We start from the raw sequence: 19,842 nt of genomic DNA on the forward strand, positions 1-19,842 counted from the left end.
TTGTACCTAGCCTCTTTTTAATGGTTAAGGATGTGAAACAATAAGTTCGAGATTTCCTGAAACCATGAGGTCTGTTGCACGTGCAGTGATGATGAAGTGATCACCTTTTTTTATTGCAAGTGTCTCCTGATCAGCTTTTACTTCACCTTTTCCATTAATGACACTGCATAATAAAAACGGTGCATGGCGCTTAACATGATAGTCGTCTGATATATCCCATTTATAAACAGAAAAGTACTTGTCCTCTATATATGTTGTGGCCTGTGCAGAGCCATGATCATATGTATGAACATTCGATTTTTGGGTGGTATCTGGCACTGTTACGACATCGATTGCTTTTTTTAAATGAAGCTCCCTTTTTTCACCATTTTGATCAATACGATCATAGTCATAGACACGATAGGTTGTATCTGAGCTTTGTTGGGTTTCAAGCACCAAAGTTTCTTCACATAATGCATGAATGGTTCCGCTTGGCACGTAGAAGAAGTCACCTGGTTTTATCTTTACCCTCCTAAGCAGTTCTTCCCAGCCGCCGGAATGAATCATTTGCACAAGTTTTGCTCTTGAACGGGCATGGTGCCCGATGACCAGCTCAGCATCTTGCTTACAATCAATAATATACCAGCACTCAGTCTTTCCTAATTCTCCATTTTCATGTTCCTTCGCATAGTCATCATCAGGGTGTACCTGAACACTTAAATCCTTTTTGGCATCAAGAATTTTCGTTAATAACGGAAAACGGTCTCCTTCATATTGATCAAAGAGCTCACGATGATGATTCCAAAGCCAGCTTAGCTCCTTTCCCGCAAATGGACCGTTCTCGACGATGCTACCCCCATTTGGATGAGCGCTTATTGCCCAGCACTCACCTGTTTGGTCACTAGGAATCTCATAGCCAAATGAATCTCTTAATGCGGTCCCGCCCCAAATTCTTTCTTTAAAAACAGGTTTTAGCTTGAGCAGCCTGCCCATACGGACTCCTCCTTTTTATAGTATTCTCATGCTTGTGTCATCCAATTTGAACCGTTCTATTAATCTATTATGTAAAAATAGCTTATTTAAACCGCTTTCATTATATCACAAAACAATTATTAATAAATGGCTTTGTGGAGGCAACTACGTTTTGATGATCAGAAATCATTTTGGTTAATGCCAGCTACTTTATCATCTTAATAAGAAGTCTGCATGCGCAAATGTTGCCTTATTGTAGGGAGGAGTGTGGGTTTTGTCCTTTTGATGCCTTCTATCGGACTTTTCGTCGGGTCTCTTATCTGGGTTTGTCCTATTGATGCCCTCTATCGGACTTTTCTTTGGAGCACTTACTGAGTTTTGTCCTTTTAATGCCTTCTATCGGACTTTTCTCCAGAAATTTTACAAAGTTTTATCTTTTTAAAGCCTTCTATTGGGCTAGGCACTGAAACTAATATTTATTCTTCAAAAGAGGAGCAACATGATATATCTGATATTACAAAAACCGGACAAATTTGCCCGGTTGTATTTTATAATATCGGCGAAAGCAACCTTGAAATTGACTCTTTAAATCGAATCAGTTTTGAACGCTGATCATAGGCTTCTAATGTCAGTTCGCGGGATAAGGAAATATCGTCATGAAACAGATCATGAAGCTTTTTCGCAATGTCAGGATCATAAAGAAAAGCATTCACTTCAAAATTTAATTTAAAGCTCCTTACATCGATATTCGCTGTGCCGACAGATGAGATTTCATGATCCACAATGATCGTTTTCGCATGGATGAATCCATTATCATAAATAAATACGCGCGCACCTGAGCTAAGCATTTCTCCGACATAGGACAGCGTGGCCCAATAAACAAACGGGTGATCCGGTTTATTCGGAATCATCAGCTTGACCTCAACGCCAGATAAGCAGGCTATCTTCAAGGCATCCAGTAAGCTGGCATCAGGAATAAAATACGGTGTTTGGATGCAAATTGTTTTTTTCGCGGTTGAAATCATTTTGATATAGCCGTGTTTTATTTGCTCCCATTCTGAATCAGGGCCGCTTGTGACAATTTGTATGCTGCTATCTCCCTTTCGCACCGTTTCTGGAAAATGCTCTTGCAGGTAAGGAATCTTTCGTTTATGTGCAGCCTGATTCCAATCTAAAATAAACCGTGTTTGCACAGCATATACGGCAGGACCTTGTATTCTTAAATGCGTGTCACGCCAATAGCCAAACTTCGGATCAAGACCTAAATATTCATCACCGACATTAAAACCGCCTACATAGCCAATCTGGCCGTCAATGATGACAAGCTTTCGATGATTGCGATAGTTAAGCCGTAAATTAATCCATCTCAGTTTTGATGGGAAAAATACTTCAACCTCTCCCCCTGCCGCTCTTAGCTCTGAAAAAAAGGAGCGCCGCAATCCTCTTGACCCTAAATCATCATATAAAATTTTCACCTTCACACCCTGCTGCGCCTTTTTCGTTAAGGCCTGTAAAAGCTGCTTGCCAAGCTGATCCTTTTTAAAAATGTAATATTGCAGATGGATATGATCTTTTGCCTGTTCAATATCCTCCAATAGCTTCGTAAACTTCTTATTGCCATCGGTAAAGACATCAACAAGGTTTTCTTTCGTTAACACCGCATCATTATTTATCAAATGCATATAGATAAGCTGCTTGTAATCTCGCTCTGTTTCATTGCGAAACTCAAATGTATCATTGCGAATTTGCTCCAGCTGATTGCTTAACAACCGTTCAATACCAAGCTTTTTCCGGTCCTCCCATTGGAACATGTGGTATCGGCTTAAATTTTGTCCAAATATGAGATATAGTACAAAGCCCAGCAACGGGATAAAAAAGAGCACGAGCAGCCATGCCCAGGATGAGGAAGCATCTCTTCGTTCACGAAAAATCATAACAACAGCAAAGACGATGTTTAGAATAATAATAATTCCTAATAAAATTGAGATAATATGCATGTCTATACCTCATTTGCGTCTGAATTTAGTGGAAAGCTTAAAGGAACCGCCCATGTTCAAAATTGTTCATAAAAATGATCTCAAGTATATCCCACTCTGCACTCAATAGGAGTATACTTAAAAAGTGAGACTGCCATTAGTGGGGTTTTACTCATCTCCACTGATGGTCAGCGAAACTTATCACGCTTAAACCGCCACATCCTTATGTATCGCCTGACTTGGACATCCTGTCCTTCGTCAGATCTTACGGGCAGTTATCCTCCGCTTATCACCTTTGAGTCTTTGAATCTTGATGCAGAGATTTACTGCACGTTAAGATGGGAAGAATATTCAAGTAGGTTCCACCTATTAGTATAACGTGAAATAATCTTTAAGGTAACTAGACTGCCATTAAATGTTAATGTAAATCCAACAAAACTTTCCGTATTAAATTTTTTTGAATACACTGTGAGAACAATCTTTAGTATGATAAAATATCTCTTAATGAATTTTCAAAACATTTAATTTTCCATAGAGGTGAAAACAAGGAATGAATGAGTTAGCACAAGCATTAAATAATGCAATTAAAGAAGATAACGAGTACGTCTATGATATGCTGTCCCAGCTTGGGAAAGAATTATTTTATCCAAAGGGAATTTTGAGCCAATCTGCGGAAGCAGGTAAAAAAGCTCACCGCTTTAATGCAACAATCGGAATCGCAACGGAAAACAATCAGCCGATGCACTTTAAACACATTCAAGACATGTTCGGTGACAAAGTAGCGCCAAAAGATCTTTTTCCTTACGCTGCTCCGCAAGGAAAAGAGGACCTCAGAAGCGCTTGGAAGAAAAAAATTCTCGCTGACAATCCAAGCTTAAATGAAGAAGTAATGGGAACACCAATCGTCACAAATGCTCTTACACATGGTTTAAGTATTGCTGCTGACTTATTCGTTGATGAAGGAACACCTGTTATCGTACCGGATAAATATTGGGGGAACTATAATATTACGTTCAAAGTTCGCCGAGGCGGAACAATGAATACGTTCCCTCTATTTAATGATGCTGAAGGATTTAATGTGGCCGGCTTAAAAGAAGCGATTCAAGCGCAAAAGGAAGCTGGGAAAGTTGTAGTGTTATTAAACTTCCCGAACAACCCAACTGGCTATACACCTCTTGAATCAGAAGCACAGGAAATTGCAGCTGTTCTTAAAGAAGCGGCAGAAGACGGTTTAAATATTATCACATTGATTGATGATGCGTATTTCGGATTATTTTATGAGGATTCAATGAAGGAATCGATCTTTAGCTTATTAGCAGATGCACATCCGCGTATCCTTGCAGTTAAAGTAGATGGAGCGACAAAGGAAAACTACGTATGGGGCTTCCGTGTCGGCTTTATCACTTATGCCAGCAAAAGCGCTGCTATTTTAAACGCTTTGGAGCAAAAAACAAAAGGAATCATTCGCGGAACGATTTCAAGCGGTTCACACCCTTCACAAACAATTATTCTGCAATCATTGTTATCCAATGATTTCCAGAGCGAAAAACAACAGAAGTTTGAGCTAATGAAAAGCAGAGCTGATAAAACAAAAGAGGTTCTTGCGAAAGAGGATTATAAAAAATACTGGACTTATTATCCATTCAACTCAGGCTACTTTATGTGCCTAAAGCTTCACAATATCGATGCTGAAGAGCTTCGTGTCCACCTTTTAGACAAATACGGTGTTGGAACAATTTCGATCAACTCTACAGACCTTCGGATCGCCTTCTCTTGTGTAGAGGAATCTGATATTGAGGAATTATTTGATCTAATTGCAAAAGGTGCAGCAGACCTTCAGTAAATAAAATGCCCGCCAATATGATAATGGCGGGCTTTATTTATACCTTCAATCCTTAATTATGTTTTAACAAAATAAGGTAATGAACTGCTTCATCTGATTAAGCATCCCAAACAAGTCTGCCATCTTCTGTAATAAGTTCACCTACTGAAGGAAGGATCATGCTTGCTAATGGTTCAAGCTGCTCCCTTTTACTGGCTCCTGTTAATACACCGATTCCTAGACCAGCAGCTGCGTTTTTAGCAAAGGTTAAATCTACGATTGTATCTCCAACAATCACCACTTCCTCTGGCTTCAATTGACATTGTCTGCAAAATTCCTCTGCCATTAGAGGATTTGGTTTTTTTTCATAGCGGTCCGATGATCCAATAAACCCAAAGTACTGTTCAACTTGAAGCTTCTTTAAGCAGATTTTTGTTGATTCATAATCATCTGCAGTTGCAACCCCTAGCACAAACCCTCGATTAGTTAACTCCAGCAGTAATGACTTTAAGTCTGCAGCCGGTTGAATGTTTTCAGCATGAAGCTTTGTTAAAGCTAACAATCTTTCCGTAATCCACTCATATAGTGGCTTAGAAGAACGGAAGACTAAACCATGTTTTTGGAGAATACCTTCAAATGCGTCGTTGATGTCACGGGTTGTACCAGATGCTAAAATCCCATCAGCAGAAATGAACTCCTCTGCGACCCCGATTGATTTTAATAAGTCGGTTTTCAAATAGCCGTTCTTATCCGCAGTAACTTTAACTAATAACTGATCAACTAGGTCAAATGCGACTGGGACCCATATCGAATGAAAATCAATAAGAGTTCCATCTTTATCAAATAAGATGCCTTTAATTTTATTCATCTTTAATATCACCAGCCTTTCTATGCAGCTCTGCCTACGTTCGAGTGACTAGTTATCCAACCTTCGAATCTTCTTTTCCAGCAAGCTTTACGTTTGGTAAGTGCATATATACACTCTTAATCTATAATAAACTTTACCTATGCTTTGCTGCCAACAGTAAATGTTGCCGAAGCAACAGCATCATATCCACTGCCGTAGAAATAAACGAGTTTATAGGTTGAGCCTTCTTTGTATCTGTCAGGATAGATATTATCTTTCGGATTATACGTTACTTTAAAGGTTCCATTCTCTACTTTTGTATACATCCACCAGATTGAAGCCGGACCTCCCGGCTCTTCATTTACTTCATATAATCCGATCCAGTCACTTTGAGGAACTCTGGCATTTTCTAACGTGACTTCTACTGTATCCGCTGTTCCATTTAATGTATCTTTTGATAAGGTAATGGCTACTTCTTTCACTTCACCTTGCAGTGTTTTACCTGTTGCTTTTAAAGCATTCTTACTTCCATTTCCATAGGCATCAAGCGCTTGTACTTCAAGCTCATATCTTGTATTAGGTTTTAATCCATCAAGATTTAGCACTAACGGATTTGGAACAAAATCTTTATAGAATTCTGAAAAGGCAAGGAATTCCTTCTCTGCTTTTCCAGTCCCCAAGTTTCTGGCTACTATTTTATAATCGTGGACAAGAAGATTGTCTTTCGCTTGGCTAAAAGCGATCGTTAATCCAGTTAAAGTTGGTTGGACGATCGTCAGCTTTGCATCTTTTTCAAAGATAGGAGCCGTTTTGTCTGCTCTTTTTTCAGTGTAAAGGAACTTATCCTTATTGGCAGGGGAACTAATGACAAATGGCTCACCTGTCCAGTCATTGTTATGAATATCACGACGTTTAATGACGACTTTGTTATAATATACCTCTACAATAAGAGCTTGATTAAGAAAATCAGCCCCCTCAGGCACTTCCCCTTGAATTCTTCCAGCATCAAGCCATATATAAGAGCCTGTAGAAGTACCTACAGTCGTAAAATCTTTTTGATGGATAATTCTTGGATCGTCCAATGGATAATGTGTGTGACCAGAAAACGTGATCGCCTGCGGATACTCCTTTAACGTGTTATAAAAAAGATCTCTATTTCCGGAGAAGCCCCACTCACTTCCATAAATCGTATCTTTAATTGGCTGGTGATGGAAAACAAATATCGGTTTTTTAGGATCATCCGCTTTTGCTTGCTTTAATTTTTCACCCAGCCAGTTAATTTGCTTAACAGAAAAAGTCCCCTCTGTATTTCCATCCTCAGTTCCGAGAATAATAAAATGATAGCCTTTAATCACTTTATGAAAATAAATCGATTCCATCCCTGTTTTCTTAAAGAAAAGCTTTTGCGCATCAGCTACGGATAATCCATTCCAGTAATCATGGTTTCCAATGGCCATTAAAGAAACGGCCTGTGATTGTTTTCCGGCATTATAGATGGACATAAAGCGATCGTATTCTTCTGTAAATCCATTATCGGTTAAATCTCCGACCACAACAAAGGCATCTTGCTTAGGTGCAACGTCATTCAACTGCTGAAGCGTATTACTAAACTTCTGTATATCCTTTGTACCAGTCTTTTTAATATGTACATCACTTATGACAGGAAACACAAGAATAGGCTTACTGCGATGACCATTCTTCTCTTTATCATCAGCAGCAAAAGCGGTTAAATTGCTCATTGGATTAACCAACGCCATCCCTAAAGAAAGCCCTGCAACCTTTGTCGTTCCCTCTAAAAACTTTCTTCTGGTGAATTTCTTTTCTTTTGATTCGATTTGTTCATCTTGAAATTCAAATTCATTAGCCATTTTTTAATCCCCTATCTATCAATAATTTTTCCTATGATAAATTACTAAATCTAATCCTATACAATCCTTAAAGAGCAACACCCGCCTAATTAGTTCATCGGTTAATTAAGTACATATTATCGAATGAATGTGCATTTATTGTGAAATATATGTAAATTAATTCTAAATAAACATTAAAATTCAATTAAATACAACCATTTCAACATTTACATATAAAAAAATAGCCTCCCGTCATTGGCAGGAGGCTTATCATTCTGCTTTTTTTACTTATTTATGATTTGGATCCCATTATTTAAATACTTATCTCGGATTTTCTCACTTAAATTTGAATCCGTTATGATGGAATCAACTTGGTCAATGTTACATACTTTCATTAGCGAAACAACATCGAACTTGCTGCTGTCTGCCACAACAATTGCTTTCTGAGCCTGTTTTAACATTTGACTTTTTAATTGGATCTCACCTATTCCATAATCAGTTAGTCCTTGTGCCAAAGAAACTCCGCTCATGCTCATAAAAAACGTATCAATAAAAAATTGAGAAATGAATTTTTCAGCCATCTCTCCTACTAGACAAAGCTCTTGGTTTCTTAAAACTCCTCCAGGAAGAATGATTGTATAATTCGGCATCTCTGCCAACTCATTCGCAATGGGTAATGAATTCGTTAATATGGTCAATCGTTCGAACTTTTTTTTGAAAGCTTTAGCAATTTCTGTGTTCGTTGTACTAACATCCATTGCAATCGATTGGCCTTCTGAAACAAACCTTGTCGCGATCTCCGCAATCTCCTTCTTTTCTGCAGTATGTTTCGTTTCACGCGTTGTGAAGGTCAGTTCAACACTGTTTACCTCATCTAAGACGGCACCGCCGTGAACCCGTTTTAAATATCCTTCTTTTTCAAGATACTCTAAGTCTCTTCTTACTGTTTCAAATGAAACTCCAAAACGTTTTATTAAGGCCGAAACTTTCACTGACCCATTTTCATTCAGGAGATCTATGATATCATTATACCGTTGCTGTGCAAACATAGCCCCACTCCTATCACCTTATAACAATAAAATACAACTAAATGAAGTAATTTACAACAAAATACAAATTACTATTTTTATTTCATTCACATAAGATATGAAGAGCAGAGCCAGCATCTTGCCATATTAAAAAGATTTTAGAGATTCCTTCATTAAGAAAAGCGCAAGCGCCTTGCTCTGCCTAGGGCAAATAAGACGCTCTGCAATAAAAGATGTTTTTTATCTTACCTTCCTTACTTTTATCCTCAATGCACAATGTTTAATGATTCTGGTATATTTCTATTCTAATCTCTGGCGTCATTTCATCTGGATTTAAAGATTGAAAATAACCCAATATTGAGATCATAAGGGGTCCAATATCATGTGATATAAATGAGATCGCCTGATTTCACTCATTTTCAGTCAAGCACCTTTCTGCTTTTGCCATTTTTACTTAAGTCAAATGGTTATTTATCAAGTTGTTCATAAAGTTCTTCCCACTGCCTCTCAAGTTCCTCCTTTTCTTTATATAGTTGTTGTAAATGCTCCAATTCTTGAATCTCCCCTAAGCTTCTCTCCAATTCTGAAATCTTTTGTTCTACCCTTTCTAAATCCTTTTCCGCGAATTCATACTTGACGTTCTGTTCTTCTATCGTCTTCTTCATAGCAGGTAATTTATTTTTATCTTTTTCTACTGTTACTTGTTTTGCCTTGCTTTTTTTTAAAACCATTTTATCCTTAGCCCAATTGTAGTTCCCTTCAAAACAATGAACTTCTTTTGAATCAATCCAATAAATCTTTTCAAATAACTTATTTAGGAAATAACGATCGTGAGAGACGGCTAAAATCGTTCCGTTATATTCTTCAAGTGCTTCTTCTAAAACTTCTTGAGACTCAATATCCAAATGGTTAGTTGGCTCATCTAATATAAGGAAATTAATGTCTTGATACATAAGTTGGGCTAAACGAAGCCTTATTCTTTCTCCCCCACTAAGCTGAGAAACTTTTCGGAAAACCATATGGCCATAAAATAAAAACCTAGCCAAGATATGTCTTGCTTCTCCCTCTGTCACCCTTACCTCATTGCGAAATGCCTCAATGATTGTTTCATGATCAATATCAGAAAAAATGTTTTGAGATAAGTACCCAATCTTTACGTTACTACCTATCCTAACTTCTCCTTCATCAGCTTGCAGGTGCCCAAGAATCAGTTTGATTAAGGTTGATTTTCCTGTTCCATTCTCTCCGACAATAGCAACTCGTTCTTGATAGGTCACATGGATTTGGACTTGTTCAAATAATGACTTTTCTCCAAAACGTTTTGATATTCCATTAAGCATAATAACGTCATTTCCACTTCGATCAGAAGAATCCATCTCAAGATTCATTTTCTTTCGATTTATTTTGGGACGATTCAGTTTTTCCATTCTTTCTAATGCTCTTTCCATATTTCTCGCTCGTTTATGCAGACCTTCATTAGGTGGATTGGCTCTGTTTGCCCACTCTCTTAGCCGTTTGATCGCTTCCTTCATTTTCTTTATTTTCTTTTGCTGCTCTTCATATGCTTGGAATTCTCTTAGAAGCCGTTCCTCTTTTTCTTTCACAAAGCCAGAAAAGTTTGTATGATAGCATTCAATTTCTCCATCCTCTAAATTCAATATTTTATTCACAACCTCATCAAGAAAATAACGATCATGCGAAATGACGACAACCGTTCCACTATAATCTTTCAAAAAGCTGCCAAGCCATTCCACCGCCATCAAATCTAAATGATTGGTCGGTTCATCCAATAATAATAAGTCTGGTTTTTTGAGAAGAATAAGGGCCAAGCCAACCTTCGTTTTTTCTCCGCCACTTAATTTGGCAAATAACTTATTAAGCAGATCATGAATGTTTAGGCCGTTAACGATTTTTTCGATATTTGCCTCAATTTCATATCCCCCTTTTAATGTAAATTGGTCTTGGAGATTCCCATAATCATCGATTAATTTTTGTAGTTTCTCTCCGTTTGTTTCCTTCCCCATTTCAACCTCAAGTTTCTTCATTTTTTCTTCTATTTGGAAAAGCTCTGAAAAAGCTGTTTTCAAAACATCCTTAGTCGTTGATTCTCCAGGAAAGTTTGGAATTTGCTCAAGATAGCCAATTTCAATTCCTTTTTTCCAATGTATTTGGCCCGAATCAGTTTTTTCTTCACCAGCCAGCAAACGAAAAAACGTTGTTTTTCCACCCCCATTTCTCCCAACTAAACCAACCCGATCCTTTTCGTGAATTTCAACTGATATATTTTCAAAGATGGGAGTACCACCATACATTTTTCCTACTTGATTTACACTGCATGCGATCATATTCATTATCCTCCTCGAATAAAAAAGTACTCAAAAAAACCATGAGAAGACATAACCTCCCATGGCTTAATGAATTAGGACTTTTTATGGCATAAAAATAAGAGAGCATGAAAAAGCTCTCTTTTTACCTGTCCTGATATAATGTGGGTTAAGAGATGTTTTCACCGTTTTAGATGCTATTCAATTGCTTAAAAAGGACACACGTATCCCGTTAACAACTGAAGCAGCAAATTTTGCACGGTTAAGATATAAAAATTCAGTCCAGAAACCGTGCACTAAAACAGCTTGATTTAACATCCTTCCCCACCTCCGTTCATGATTATTCTCTTCCATTTTATTCCCTTTACTTTCATTTTTCAAGGGGGTTCCGACTACCATTTTAAGAAAATAATACAATTGTTAAGATTTGTGATCCAGTTTCACGGATAAATGGCAAAACGGTCTCCTTCACTATATCTATTTTTTGTATAAATATCCAAATTAACTTCCATCTGACTCTTTTATTAAATAAAACACCATTTTTCTCCTCTCATAAAAACAAAAAACACCCCGAAGGATGTTTTCATTAAGGTTTATATTAAGAAAGGTAGAGGTTCTAGTAGAATCCTAAGAGTCCTGATATGTTATTTGAAAATCACAACACTAACCTTTTTCTTATAACTTTTCCCCATTTGTCGCAATTACATTTTTATACCAGAAGAAGGACTTTTTCTTTTTGCGTTCCAATGTCCCGCTCCCATCATCATGTTTGTCCACATAAATGTACCCATAGCGTTTAGAGAACTCTCCGGATGAAGCACTGACAAGGTCAATACAGCCCCAGCTTGTATAGCCCATTAAGTTCACACCATCTTTGATGGCTTCACCCATGGCTTTAATATGTTCACGAAGGAAATCAATGCGATAATCATCATTGATCGAGCCGTCCTCTTCTACTTTGTCGTAGGCTCCTAAGCCATTTTCAACAACAAATAGCGGTACTCTGTAACGGTCATATAATTGGTTTAAGCTGATCCGTAATCCCATTGGGTCGATCTCCCAGCCCCAATCACTTGCCTTAAGGAATGGATTCTTTACGCCCCCGATGAGATTTCCTTGAGATTTTTCCAGATCTGTTTTCTCTTTTTTCTCAGTTCTGGACATATAATAGCTAAAGCCAATATAGTCAACCGTTCCCTCTTTTATTAATTCCAAGTCTCCTTCATGGATGTCTAATTCAATTTGGTGCTCTTCAAAATAACGGTTTATGAACGCTGGATATTCTCCTCTTACTTGAACATCTGCACAGAAATAATTAAATAGGCGTTCCTTTTGAAGTGCATACATGACATTTTCCGGATTGGAATCATACGCATACACTGGTGCATATAGAATCATACAGCCAATTTTCGCGTCGGGAATGATTTCATGACAAGCTTTTACCGCAATCGCGCTTGCTACAAATTGATGATGGTATGCCTGGAAGGTTGGCTGAAACTTGTCTTCCTCCTTTTGGATCGCGAACCCTAATCCCTGGATCGGCATCACAAACCCGCTATTGATTTCATTAAAGGTCATCCAATATTTCACTTTATTTTTATATCGATTGAAGATGGCCTTTATATAACGCTCAAAGAAAGTAACCACTTCGTGGCTTCTCCAGCCGCCGTACTCTTTTACGAGATTTAATGGCATTTCATAGTGAGAGATCGTGACGACCGGCTCGATTCCATTTTTGAGTAATTCATCAAACACACGGTCATAAAATGCCAAGCCTTCTTCATTTGCTTCAAGCTCAGTACCATTCGGGAAAATTCTAGTCCAAGCAATCGACATACGGAAAACCTTGAATCCCATTTCTGCAAATAGAGCAATATCTTCTTTATAGCGATGATAGAAATCAATCGCTTCATGGTTCGGGTAGCTGAATTTTTCACGGTCAATTTCAAAATTGAAGCCAGGAGTTTGTAAGACGTCAAGTCTTTCTTTTCCCCCTGGAAGAACATCTGCAATATTTAATCCTTTATTCCCTTCATGAAAGCCGCCTTCTATTTGATTGGCAGCTGTAGCTCCTCCCCATAAAAAACCTTTCGGGAACTGAAATGGTTTCATTCGATTACCTCCCAATATCTTTATCCAATAATGATTAGCATTTGTATGTTTTGTAAATATATAACATTCTTCTTCAAAGAGTCTGTTTTCACAAACTTTGTTGCTAATTACCAAGCAGTGCGAAGTGGTTGATTACAGCGAGTGATGCTCGCTTTCCTCAGGGCGGGTGGCGGGCATCCTCGGCGTATACGCTGTGGAGTCTCACACTTCAGATCCAAACAACCTCAAAGAACCTTTTTAATAACAACAATTCTCTTAGAAGAAAGCCTTCAAAAAAGACTATATTAGACATCTTACCGATCAGAAAAGAGATCGTAAATAATTGTGGGCTATCTAGTTTTTATTAACAAAGGTAGTTATTTGTTACACAGATGTAACACAGTGTGACTTGGCAAGGAGTTGTGATAAAATGATGTTTACAAAGTGAAATGATAGAAGGAGATGCTATATACATGTTTTCTAATGACATTATTGCCTCTTTCAATGAATTAGAAATGTCTTTATATAACTACATCAGTCAAAATAGCGAGAAAGTTGCTTATATGCGTATTCGTGAGCTGGCTGATGAAACCCATGTATCAACGGCAACAATTTTACGTTTCTGTCGCAAACTAAATTGTGAAGGGTTTTCTGAATTCAAAGTGAAGCTGAAAATGCATCTGGAAAACGGTAAAAAGACGAGGATCAAAAGCACACAGCATTCGTTAGTAGAATTTTTTGAGCGGACCCTAAAGGGTGATATTGAAGCAAAAATCAAGAAGGCTGCAAGTCTAGTGACCAATGCCGATAATGTGATTTTTATTGGAATTGGAAGCTCAGGTATTCTGGCCGAATATGGTGCGAGATATTTCTCAAGCTTAGGCAAATTTTCAATGTATATTAAAGACCCTCACTTTCCAATTCACTCCAAGCTCATGTTTAATAGTGTTACCATTGCCTTATCTGTTTCAGGGGAAAATTCGTTTACCGTTACCCATCTTCATCAGCTTAAACAAGAAGGAAGCAAAATCATAAGTATCACAAACAATAAGTTGTCAACCATTGCCAAGATCTCAGACCTTAATATTCCTTATTATGTAACAGAGGAATTTTATGAAGAGGCGAATATTACCACTCAAGTACCTGTTGTTTATATTCTGGAAGCTATGGCGCGTGAGATCTATCAGCTTAATCAAACGGTTTAAACAAACGTTTATTTAATAAGAAAATCCACCCCTATAATGCGGGTGGATCCTGCTTTTTACGATTGTTCAGCTACCTTTACAACTAACGGATGATCTGGTGCTAAGTCTGCAATCTTGCTAAAGGCTGCGGCAGCTCCTTTTTCTTCAACCATTTCTTTAAGTGTCAGTGATTCCTGGTCTTCCTCCGAAACAAATGCAAGAGCAGCTGCGATCACGGTCACTAAATGCTCAGGTACTTGATTAAATTGCTTCATGTATTCAAGCGCAGGTGCCACTAAGCGATCTTTTGCGCCTAGCTTGCGAAGCGGAGCCCGTCCGACACGTTTGACGTCATCAACGATATATGGATTGGAAAAACGGCCGATAATTTTTTCAATATATTTTTGATGCTCTGCTTCATCAAAACCATATTTCGCAATCAGGACCTTACCTGTTTCTTCAAGTGTCCCTAACACTTTTTGCTTGATGGTTTCATCACTGATCGCTTCTGCAATTGTTTCATATCCTGCTGCATTTCCGAGATAGGCTGTTGATGCATGACCAGTATTGACAGTAAATAGTTTTCGCTCAATATACGCCTGAAGATTGTCAACAAATAGGGCTTCTTTAATCTCAGGCTTAGTCCCTTTGAGTTCTGTTGAATCAATGACCCACTCATGGAATGGCTCAACTAAAACGTCCAGAAGTCTTTCATTCTGCTGATTTGGTACGATTCGATCTACCGCTGAATTTGGAAAGCCTACATGCTCCTGTACCCATGCTGTTTCCTCTTCATTTAACGCTTCAAGAACATGCTTTTTCAGCTCGCTGCTTCCGCCAACCATGTTTTCACAAGCAATGATATTTACAGGCTGACTAGCTGCTTGCATTCGTTTTTTAAGCCCTTCCGCAATAAGCGGGGCAATAAATTTTAAAATATTCGGTCCTACCGCTGTCGTCACAAGGTCCGCTGTTGAAATAGCTTCAATCACAGCCTTTGGGTTATGCTGGCTGTTCATTCCTGAGACCCCTCTAACATGAAACTCTTGCTTTTGTTCATTGGCTAGAATAACGTGATATGCTTTCTCTTTATTGATTTCATTAATCAGGGCTTCATTGACATCAACAAAAGCTACGTCATAGCCAGATCGATGCAGCAAAAGGCCAATGAAGCCTCTGCCGATATTACCGGCTCCGAAATGCGTTGCTTTCACCTTAGTTCACCTCGCTAAGGAGCTGAAGAATTTCCTCTTTTGACCCAGCTTGGACCAATTTCTCAACATTTTCTTCTTCTGAGCACACAATCGCGATTTTAGAAAGGATCTCTAAATGCTCGTCGCCTTTTCCTGCAATACCGATTAAGATTTTCACAATATTGCCGCCGCCAAAATCAACACCTTCTGGAACTTGAATAACAGAAAGACCTGATTCAATGACCGCTGTTTTTGCATCTTCTGTGCCATGCGGAATGGCAATGAAATTGCCCATGTAAGTTGATGACAATTCTTCTCTTTGAAACATCGCATCAATATATTCTTCCTTCACATAACCGCGGTCAACAAGAATTTGACCAGTTGCTTTAATTGCTTCTATTTTGTTTGCTAGTTTTTGATTTAATAAAATATTTGCTTCATTTAAGATACTCATTGGTTTATACACTCCTTAATTGTTGAACAAAGTTTTTAAAATACTGTTGACTAATTGCTTGAATCAAACTATTTTTAGACGCAGTTTCAAACATTTCAATACTGGCTTGTGATTCAATAATACTTGCACTAATAAAGCTCATCAGTTCGAGCTGCTCAGGCGGCGCCTGCTCTGGTGCTAACAGTAATAAAATCCGGCTGACAGTGATCATTTCATTATCCATTGCTTTTAACGTCATAGGTGTTTGCAAATCAATGGTATGAAAACTTGGCTGAGTAATCACCGCACTTCTTGTATGAAACAGAGCGAGCTTTGTACCAGGTATAGCTAATCCGCCGATCTGCTCGCGATACAGCAACGCCTTAACAAGCTCAGCACGATCAGTGATAAGCCCCTTGCTTAATAACTTATCGGAAACAACGTGCAGGATTCCCTCTGTCGTTGCAGGTTCATCAATCTGCAAAGCTTCCATTTTTTCTAATAAATCAACTAAAAGCGTTGAATGGCTAGTAAATGTCTTATATTGCTCAAAGCTGATTTCTATTTCAGTATTTTGATCAGGACGATCATCTTGCTCAGTGCTTGCCAAGATCAGTCCCTTTTTCTGAATTGAATCCTTTATCATTTCCATTTCATTTGCGGTTAAAATGGGGCTCACCAGCAAATATTCCGCTGATATGTCCTCGATCGGGATCGTCGAAAGAATCATATCATAGTCGTTTACATCCATATCCTTAAGCTCAAAGGCTGATACATTTTTAAGCTCGGCAATGTCCGGAAATTGGTTCTTAATCTGAGTTGCAAGCATCTTCGAGGTCCCGATTCCGCTCGAGCAAATAATTAGCGCTTTTAATTTCGTTCTTACCTGCCGCTCATTAATCGCGGCTCCGAAATGCAGAACAAGATAACCGATTTCTTCCTCAGGTACATGGTTAAACGGAAACACAGAAGCTGCGGCTTGGGAAACGATCTCAAATAGCTCTGAATAATCCCTTTTAATTTCAGCAAGGAGAGGGTTTGTAATGTTCATCCCTTGCTTCAATCGATAAACTGCAGGCTGGAGATGGGCTAATAAGCCTTGAAACAAGGATGAATTCTGCGATAAGCTCATTCCCGAGCGTTGTTCAACCTGCTCGATTAATCGTCTGACCAAATAGGCAATTTCGACATTTTCATCCTCGATATCCACTTTTCCTTCGAAACGCAGCTTAGCTCCCCGCAAATGCATCGTGATATAGCCGATCTCTTCTTCTGGTATCGGGATTTGAAAGGTTTCTTCAAGCATTTTCGCGATTTCTTGGGCAAAATGATATTCCCTTGAAGCCCTAAGCTGTGTTAAATAGTCTGTTTTTATCGTGATGTTCTCGCCCCGTTGGATCCGTTCCATTGCTAATGCAAGATGGACGACCAACCCGACATATGAGCTATCTGCTAAAGGATAGGGAAGCCGGGAATTCATTTGGCTAATAAGATTCTCAATAATCAAGAGCTTATCTTTTTGCACAAGGCCTAATAGCCGCTCTGAGATCGAATCAATTTTATTGGACGATTTCCTCTCGATGCTTTCCTTGACCATCTTTAAAAAGTCAGGCACATCAAACCGATCGGAAATCAGACTGCGAATCGCTTTGCGCTTTGCTTCTTCAGAGCCTATTAATTCAATTCCATAGCCTCTTCTTCTAATAAGCGTTAAGCCATATTCTTGAACAAACGGCTCCATTCTATCTAAATCATGACTGATGGTTGCCGTTGTCACACCTAAATCACTTGCCAAGGTTTGCAGCTTTATTGGCTCATGCTGATCTAATAGCGTACAAAGAGCAATCATCATGCGCTCATCAGGTGTATATTCTTTATAATCCAGCTTTTGAATGGCTATTCTCAGCTCATGTAAATCCTTCTCACTGCCAACGATTTTTATGCCAATGCCGGCTCGCTTTACAAGCGCTAGCTGAAAATCGTCTAGCAGGGGCTCGATATTTTTTAAATCGCGATGAATCGTACGTTCACTGACATCAATATGATCAGCGAGTTCTTTAATTGTCACTTCCTGGTTTGCCTCGTCCATTAAAAATTGCAGGATCAAGCGTTCCCTGGCCGTAACCATCATAGGAATCAACTCGTTTCAAGTGAGTTATTGACATACTTTAATTATAAGGGTCTGGTAATCTCTGTTTCAAAAGAATAAAAACGCGTTTTTTTCAAAGTAGTTCCTGACATTTTTTAATTAGGTTGTTTTCGTAAAACTTTGTTGCTTTTTACCGAGTAGTTCGGCAGGGTGATTTCAGCGAGAGATGCTCGCTTTCCTTTCCGCGGGGCGGGCGATGAGCCTCCTCGACGTAAAAACCTGTGGGGTCTCACCTGTCCAGCTGCTCCCTACAGGACTCTCGCATTTCCGCTCCAATCAACCTTAATCGTTTACGTCAAAATACCTATATAAAAACAACAACTCTTAGAAAAGAACCTTTAATGAATAGAATAAAAAGGGGAATGCATGAAAGCAGCATCCCCCTTTTCTCTTTATTTTAGCTTATTTACAAGCTCATCATATTTTGGACTGTTAAGGAAATTATCTACAGAAACATGATGGGCATTTGGCAGCTTCGCTTTTGCACGATCCGTTAAGTCTTTATGCGTAATAACGATATCAGCATCATTCGGGATGTTGTTAATAGAAGTATTTGTTACCTCGACATCCTTTATGTCTGCCTTTTTCACTTTATTTCTAAGAACGGAAGCACCCATGGCACTTGAGCCCATTCCTGCGTCACATGCGAAGATGACCTTGTTAACATTTTTAAAATCAAATTCTTCTGCAGCAGCAGTTGGTTCTGCAGTCTCAGTTGGAGCTTGAGCTGTTAACGTATTGCTTACGGAGCTTTTCTTACCTTTTAATGATTCCATTTTTTCAGTTGCAACATTGATATCCTCTTCGTTTTGCTTGCTGGATTTAAGGATTAGCGATGCGATTGCAAATGATACAGCCGCAGCGACTAGTACACCTAGAATCACACCTGTATAATTACCTCTTGGTGTCATTGCAAGTAATGCAATAATACTGCCTGGTGATGGACTTGCAACTAAACCTGCATTGAAAACAGTGAACGTAAATACGCCGCTTATTCCTCCGGCAATCGCCGCAATGATTAACATTGGCTTCATTAAAATATATGGGAAATAAATTTCATGAATACCGCCTAAGAAATGGATCACCACTGCTCCAGGAGCTGTTTGCTTTGCTGATCCTCTACCAAAGAACATATACGCTAATAAGATACCAAGACCAGGTCCTGGATTAGATTCTAATAAGAATAAAACTGACTTACCGGCATTTGTTGCTTGCTCAATGCCAATCGGGCTTAAAATCCCGTGGTTGATCGCATTGTTCAAGAATAAAACCTTTGCCGGTTCGATGAAAATACTAGCAAGCGGCAGTAAGCCTGCATCAAAAATCGCCTGAACAGCACCTGCTAATACTCTGTTTAACCCCTCTACTACAGGGCCTATTCCTAGCAGTGCTGCTATTGTTAACAGCGCACCTAAAATACCAGCTGAAAAGTTGTTTACAAGCATTTCAAAGCCTGATCTAACTTTATCTTTTAATAAACCATCAAGCTTTTTGATTAAATATCCGCCCAGAGGCCCCATAATCATGGCACCTAAGAACATCGGGATTTCCGCTCCAACGATAACACCCATTGTCGCTGTTGCCCCAACGACTCCACCGCGAACATCATAGATCATTTTTCCGCCTGTATAACCAATTAATAATGGCAATAAGTACTTAATCATTGGATCGACCAATGTGGCTAATTGTTCATTAGGCATCCAGCCTGTTGGAATGAATAATGCTGTAATAATCCCCCATGCAATAAACGCACCTATATTCGGCATAATCATGCCGCTTAAATAACTTCCAAAGCGTTGTATCTTCACGCGGAAGTCAGATTTATTTTGAGTTTGTTCCATTTGAGTCACCCCTTTTTCTATCTTGACTTAATGATAAAACGGTTTCAGCCAAGAAACAATTTAAAGAAAACACGATTTTGTCGAATGTAATGTTGACATGATTAATTTTGGAAAGAAGTAGGGGTTTTATACGATCGATGATATGCTCGTGGAGAG

The 19,842-nt window shown here is 38.7% G+C and carries 14 protein-coding genes; 2 read left to right on the top strand and 12 right to left on the bottom strand.

Annotated features, from left to right (window positions below):
* Positions 1-24: 24 nt before the first annotated feature.
* Both manA and cls read right to left on the bottom strand, forming a co-directional pair.
* Positions 25-972, bottom strand: a complete 948-nt coding sequence (gene manA / locus WQ54_RS26840) for a mannose-6-phosphate isomerase, class I (RefSeq protein ID WP_046589142.1) — start codon at positions 970-972, stop codon at positions 25-27.
* Positions 973-1,499: 527 nt separating this feature from the next.
* Complete coding sequence (gene cls / locus WQ54_RS26845) at positions 1,500-2,948, bottom strand: cardiolipin synthase (protein WP_046589144.1); 1,449 nt, start codon at positions 2,946-2,948, stop codon at positions 1,500-1,502.
* A 529-nt stretch (positions 2,949-3,477) separates the two neighbouring features.
* Between cls and WQ54_RS26850 the strand changes: the two genes are divergently transcribed.
* Complete coding sequence (locus tag WQ54_RS26850) at positions 3,478-4,770, top strand: aminotransferase class I/II-fold pyridoxal phosphate-dependent enzyme (protein ID WP_046589145.1); 1,293 nt, start codon at positions 3,478-3,480, stop codon at positions 4,768-4,770.
* A 97-nt stretch (positions 4,771-4,867) separates the two neighbouring features.
* Here the strand turns inward: WQ54_RS26850 and WQ54_RS26855 are convergent, their stop codons facing one another.
* The 6 genes from WQ54_RS26855 to WQ54_RS26875 all read right to left on the bottom strand — a co-directional run bounded on the left by WQ54_RS26855 (position 4,868) and on the right by WQ54_RS26875 (position 12,907).
* A complete protein-coding gene (locus WQ54_RS26855; protein WP_046589147.1) occupies positions 4,868-5,617 on the bottom strand; it encodes an HAD family hydrolase in 750 nt (249 codons plus the stop codon).
* 137 nt (positions 5,618-5,754) lie between these two features.
* A complete protein-coding gene (locus WQ54_RS26860; protein WP_046589149.1) occupies positions 5,755-7,464 on the bottom strand; it encodes a metallophosphoesterase in 1,710 nt (569 codons plus the stop codon).
* 263 nt (positions 7,465-7,727) lie between these two features.
* Entirely contained in the window at positions 7,728-8,492 is a 765-nt protein-coding gene (locus WQ54_RS26865) for a DeoR/GlpR family DNA-binding transcription regulator (RefSeq protein ID WP_046589150.1), read from the bottom strand.
* Between the two features lie 446 nt (positions 8,493-8,938).
* Positions 8,939-10,816, bottom strand: a complete 1,878-nt coding sequence (abc-f, locus tag WQ54_RS26870; protein WP_046589152.1) for a ribosomal protection-like ABC-F family protein — start codon at positions 10,814-10,816, stop codon at positions 8,939-8,941.
* Positions 10,817-10,996: 180 nt separating this feature from the next.
* On the bottom strand, positions 10,997-11,113 hold the full coding sequence (locus tag WQ54_RS35530) for an RAxF-45 family protein (RefSeq protein WP_331435269.1): 117 nt from the start codon (positions 11,111-11,113) through the stop codon (positions 10,997-10,999).
* Positions 11,114-11,470: 357 nt separating this feature from the next.
* Entirely contained in the window at positions 11,471-12,907 is a 1,437-nt protein-coding gene (locus WQ54_RS26875) for a glycoside hydrolase family 1 protein (protein ID WP_046589154.1), read from the bottom strand.
* Positions 12,908-13,359: 452 nt separating this feature from the next.
* Here WQ54_RS26875 and WQ54_RS26880 point away from each other — a divergent pair, with 452 nt between their 5' ends.
* Complete coding sequence (locus tag WQ54_RS26880) at positions 13,360-14,091, top strand: MurR/RpiR family transcriptional regulator (RefSeq protein ID WP_046589156.1); 732 nt, start codon at positions 13,360-13,362, stop codon at positions 14,089-14,091.
* Between the two features lie 56 nt (positions 14,092-14,147).
* Here WQ54_RS26880 and WQ54_RS26885 read toward each other — a convergent pair whose 3' ends face one another.
* From WQ54_RS26885 to WQ54_RS26900, 4 genes are all read right to left on the bottom strand, one after another.
* Complete coding sequence (locus WQ54_RS26885) at positions 14,148-15,284, bottom strand: mannitol-1-phosphate 5-dehydrogenase (protein ID WP_046589157.1); 1,137 nt, start codon at positions 15,282-15,284, stop codon at positions 14,148-14,150.
* A 1-nt stretch (position 15,285) separates the two neighbouring features.
* A complete protein-coding gene (locus WQ54_RS26890) occupies positions 15,286-15,717 on the bottom strand; it encodes a PTS sugar transporter subunit IIA (protein WP_046589158.1) in 432 nt (143 codons plus the stop codon).
* A gap of 4 nt (positions 15,718-15,721) precedes the next feature.
* Positions 15,722-17,827: a BglG family transcription antiterminator gene (locus WQ54_RS26895; RefSeq protein ID WP_046589159.1), complete on the bottom strand. Its 2,106-nt coding sequence runs from the start codon at positions 17,825-17,827 to the stop codon at positions 15,722-15,724.
* 410 nt (positions 17,828-18,237) lie between these two features.
* A complete protein-coding gene (locus WQ54_RS26900; RefSeq protein ID WP_046589160.1) occupies positions 18,238-19,686 on the bottom strand; it encodes a PTS mannitol transporter subunit IICB in 1,449 nt (482 codons plus the stop codon).
* Positions 19,687-19,842 lie beyond the last annotated feature (156 nt).

This window comes from Bacillus sp. SA1-12, assembly GCF_000981385.1.
Lineage (GTDB): Bacteria > Bacillota > Bacilli > Bacillales > Bacillaceae > Metabacillus.

Excerpts from the sequence above, each read along its gene's own strand:
- manA (WP_046589142.1), bottom strand. The coding sequence starts at position 972 with ATGGGCAGGCTGCTCAAGCTAAAACCTGTTTTTAAAGAAAGAATTTGG.
- cls (WP_046589144.1), bottom strand. The coding sequence starts at position 2,948 with ATGCATATTATCTCAATTTTATTAGGAATTATTATTATTCTAAACATC.
- WQ54_RS26850 (WP_046589145.1), top strand. The coding sequence starts at position 3,478 with ATGAATGAGTTAGCACAAGCATTAAATAATGCAATTAAAGAAGATAAC.
- WQ54_RS26855 (WP_046589147.1), bottom strand. The coding sequence starts at position 5,617 with ATGAATAAAATTAAAGGCATCTTATTTGATAAAGATGGAACTCTTATT.
- WQ54_RS26860 (WP_046589149.1), bottom strand. The coding sequence starts at position 7,464 with ATGGCTAATGAATTTGAATTTCAAGATGAACAAATCGAATCAAAAGAA.
- WQ54_RS26865 (WP_046589150.1), bottom strand. The coding sequence starts at position 8,492 with ATGTTTGCACAGCAACGGTATAATGATATCATAGATCTCCTGAATGAA.
- abc-f (WP_046589152.1), bottom strand. The coding sequence starts at position 10,816 with ATGATCGCATGCAGTGTAAATCAAGTAGGAAAAATGTATGGTGGTACT.
- WQ54_RS35530 (WP_331435269.1), bottom strand. The coding sequence starts at position 11,113 with ATGTTAAATCAAGCTGTTTTAGTGCACGGTTTCTGGACTGAATTTTTA.
- WQ54_RS26875 (WP_046589154.1), bottom strand. The coding sequence starts at position 12,907 with ATGAAACCATTTCAGTTCCCGAAAGGTTTTTTATGGGGAGGAGCTACA.
- WQ54_RS26880 (WP_046589156.1), top strand. The coding sequence starts at position 13,360 with ATGTTTTCTAATGACATTATTGCCTCTTTCAATGAATTAGAAATGTCT.
- WQ54_RS26890 (WP_046589158.1), bottom strand. The coding sequence starts at position 15,717 with ATGAGTATCTTAAATGAAGCAAATATTTTATTAAATCAAAAACTAGCA.
- WQ54_RS26895 (WP_046589159.1), bottom strand. The coding sequence starts at position 17,827 with ATGATGGTTACGGCCAGGGAACGCTTGATCCTGCAATTTTTAATGGAC.
- WQ54_RS26900 (WP_046589160.1), bottom strand. The coding sequence starts at position 19,686 with ATGGAACAAACTCAAAATAAATCTGACTTCCGCGTGAAGATACAACGC.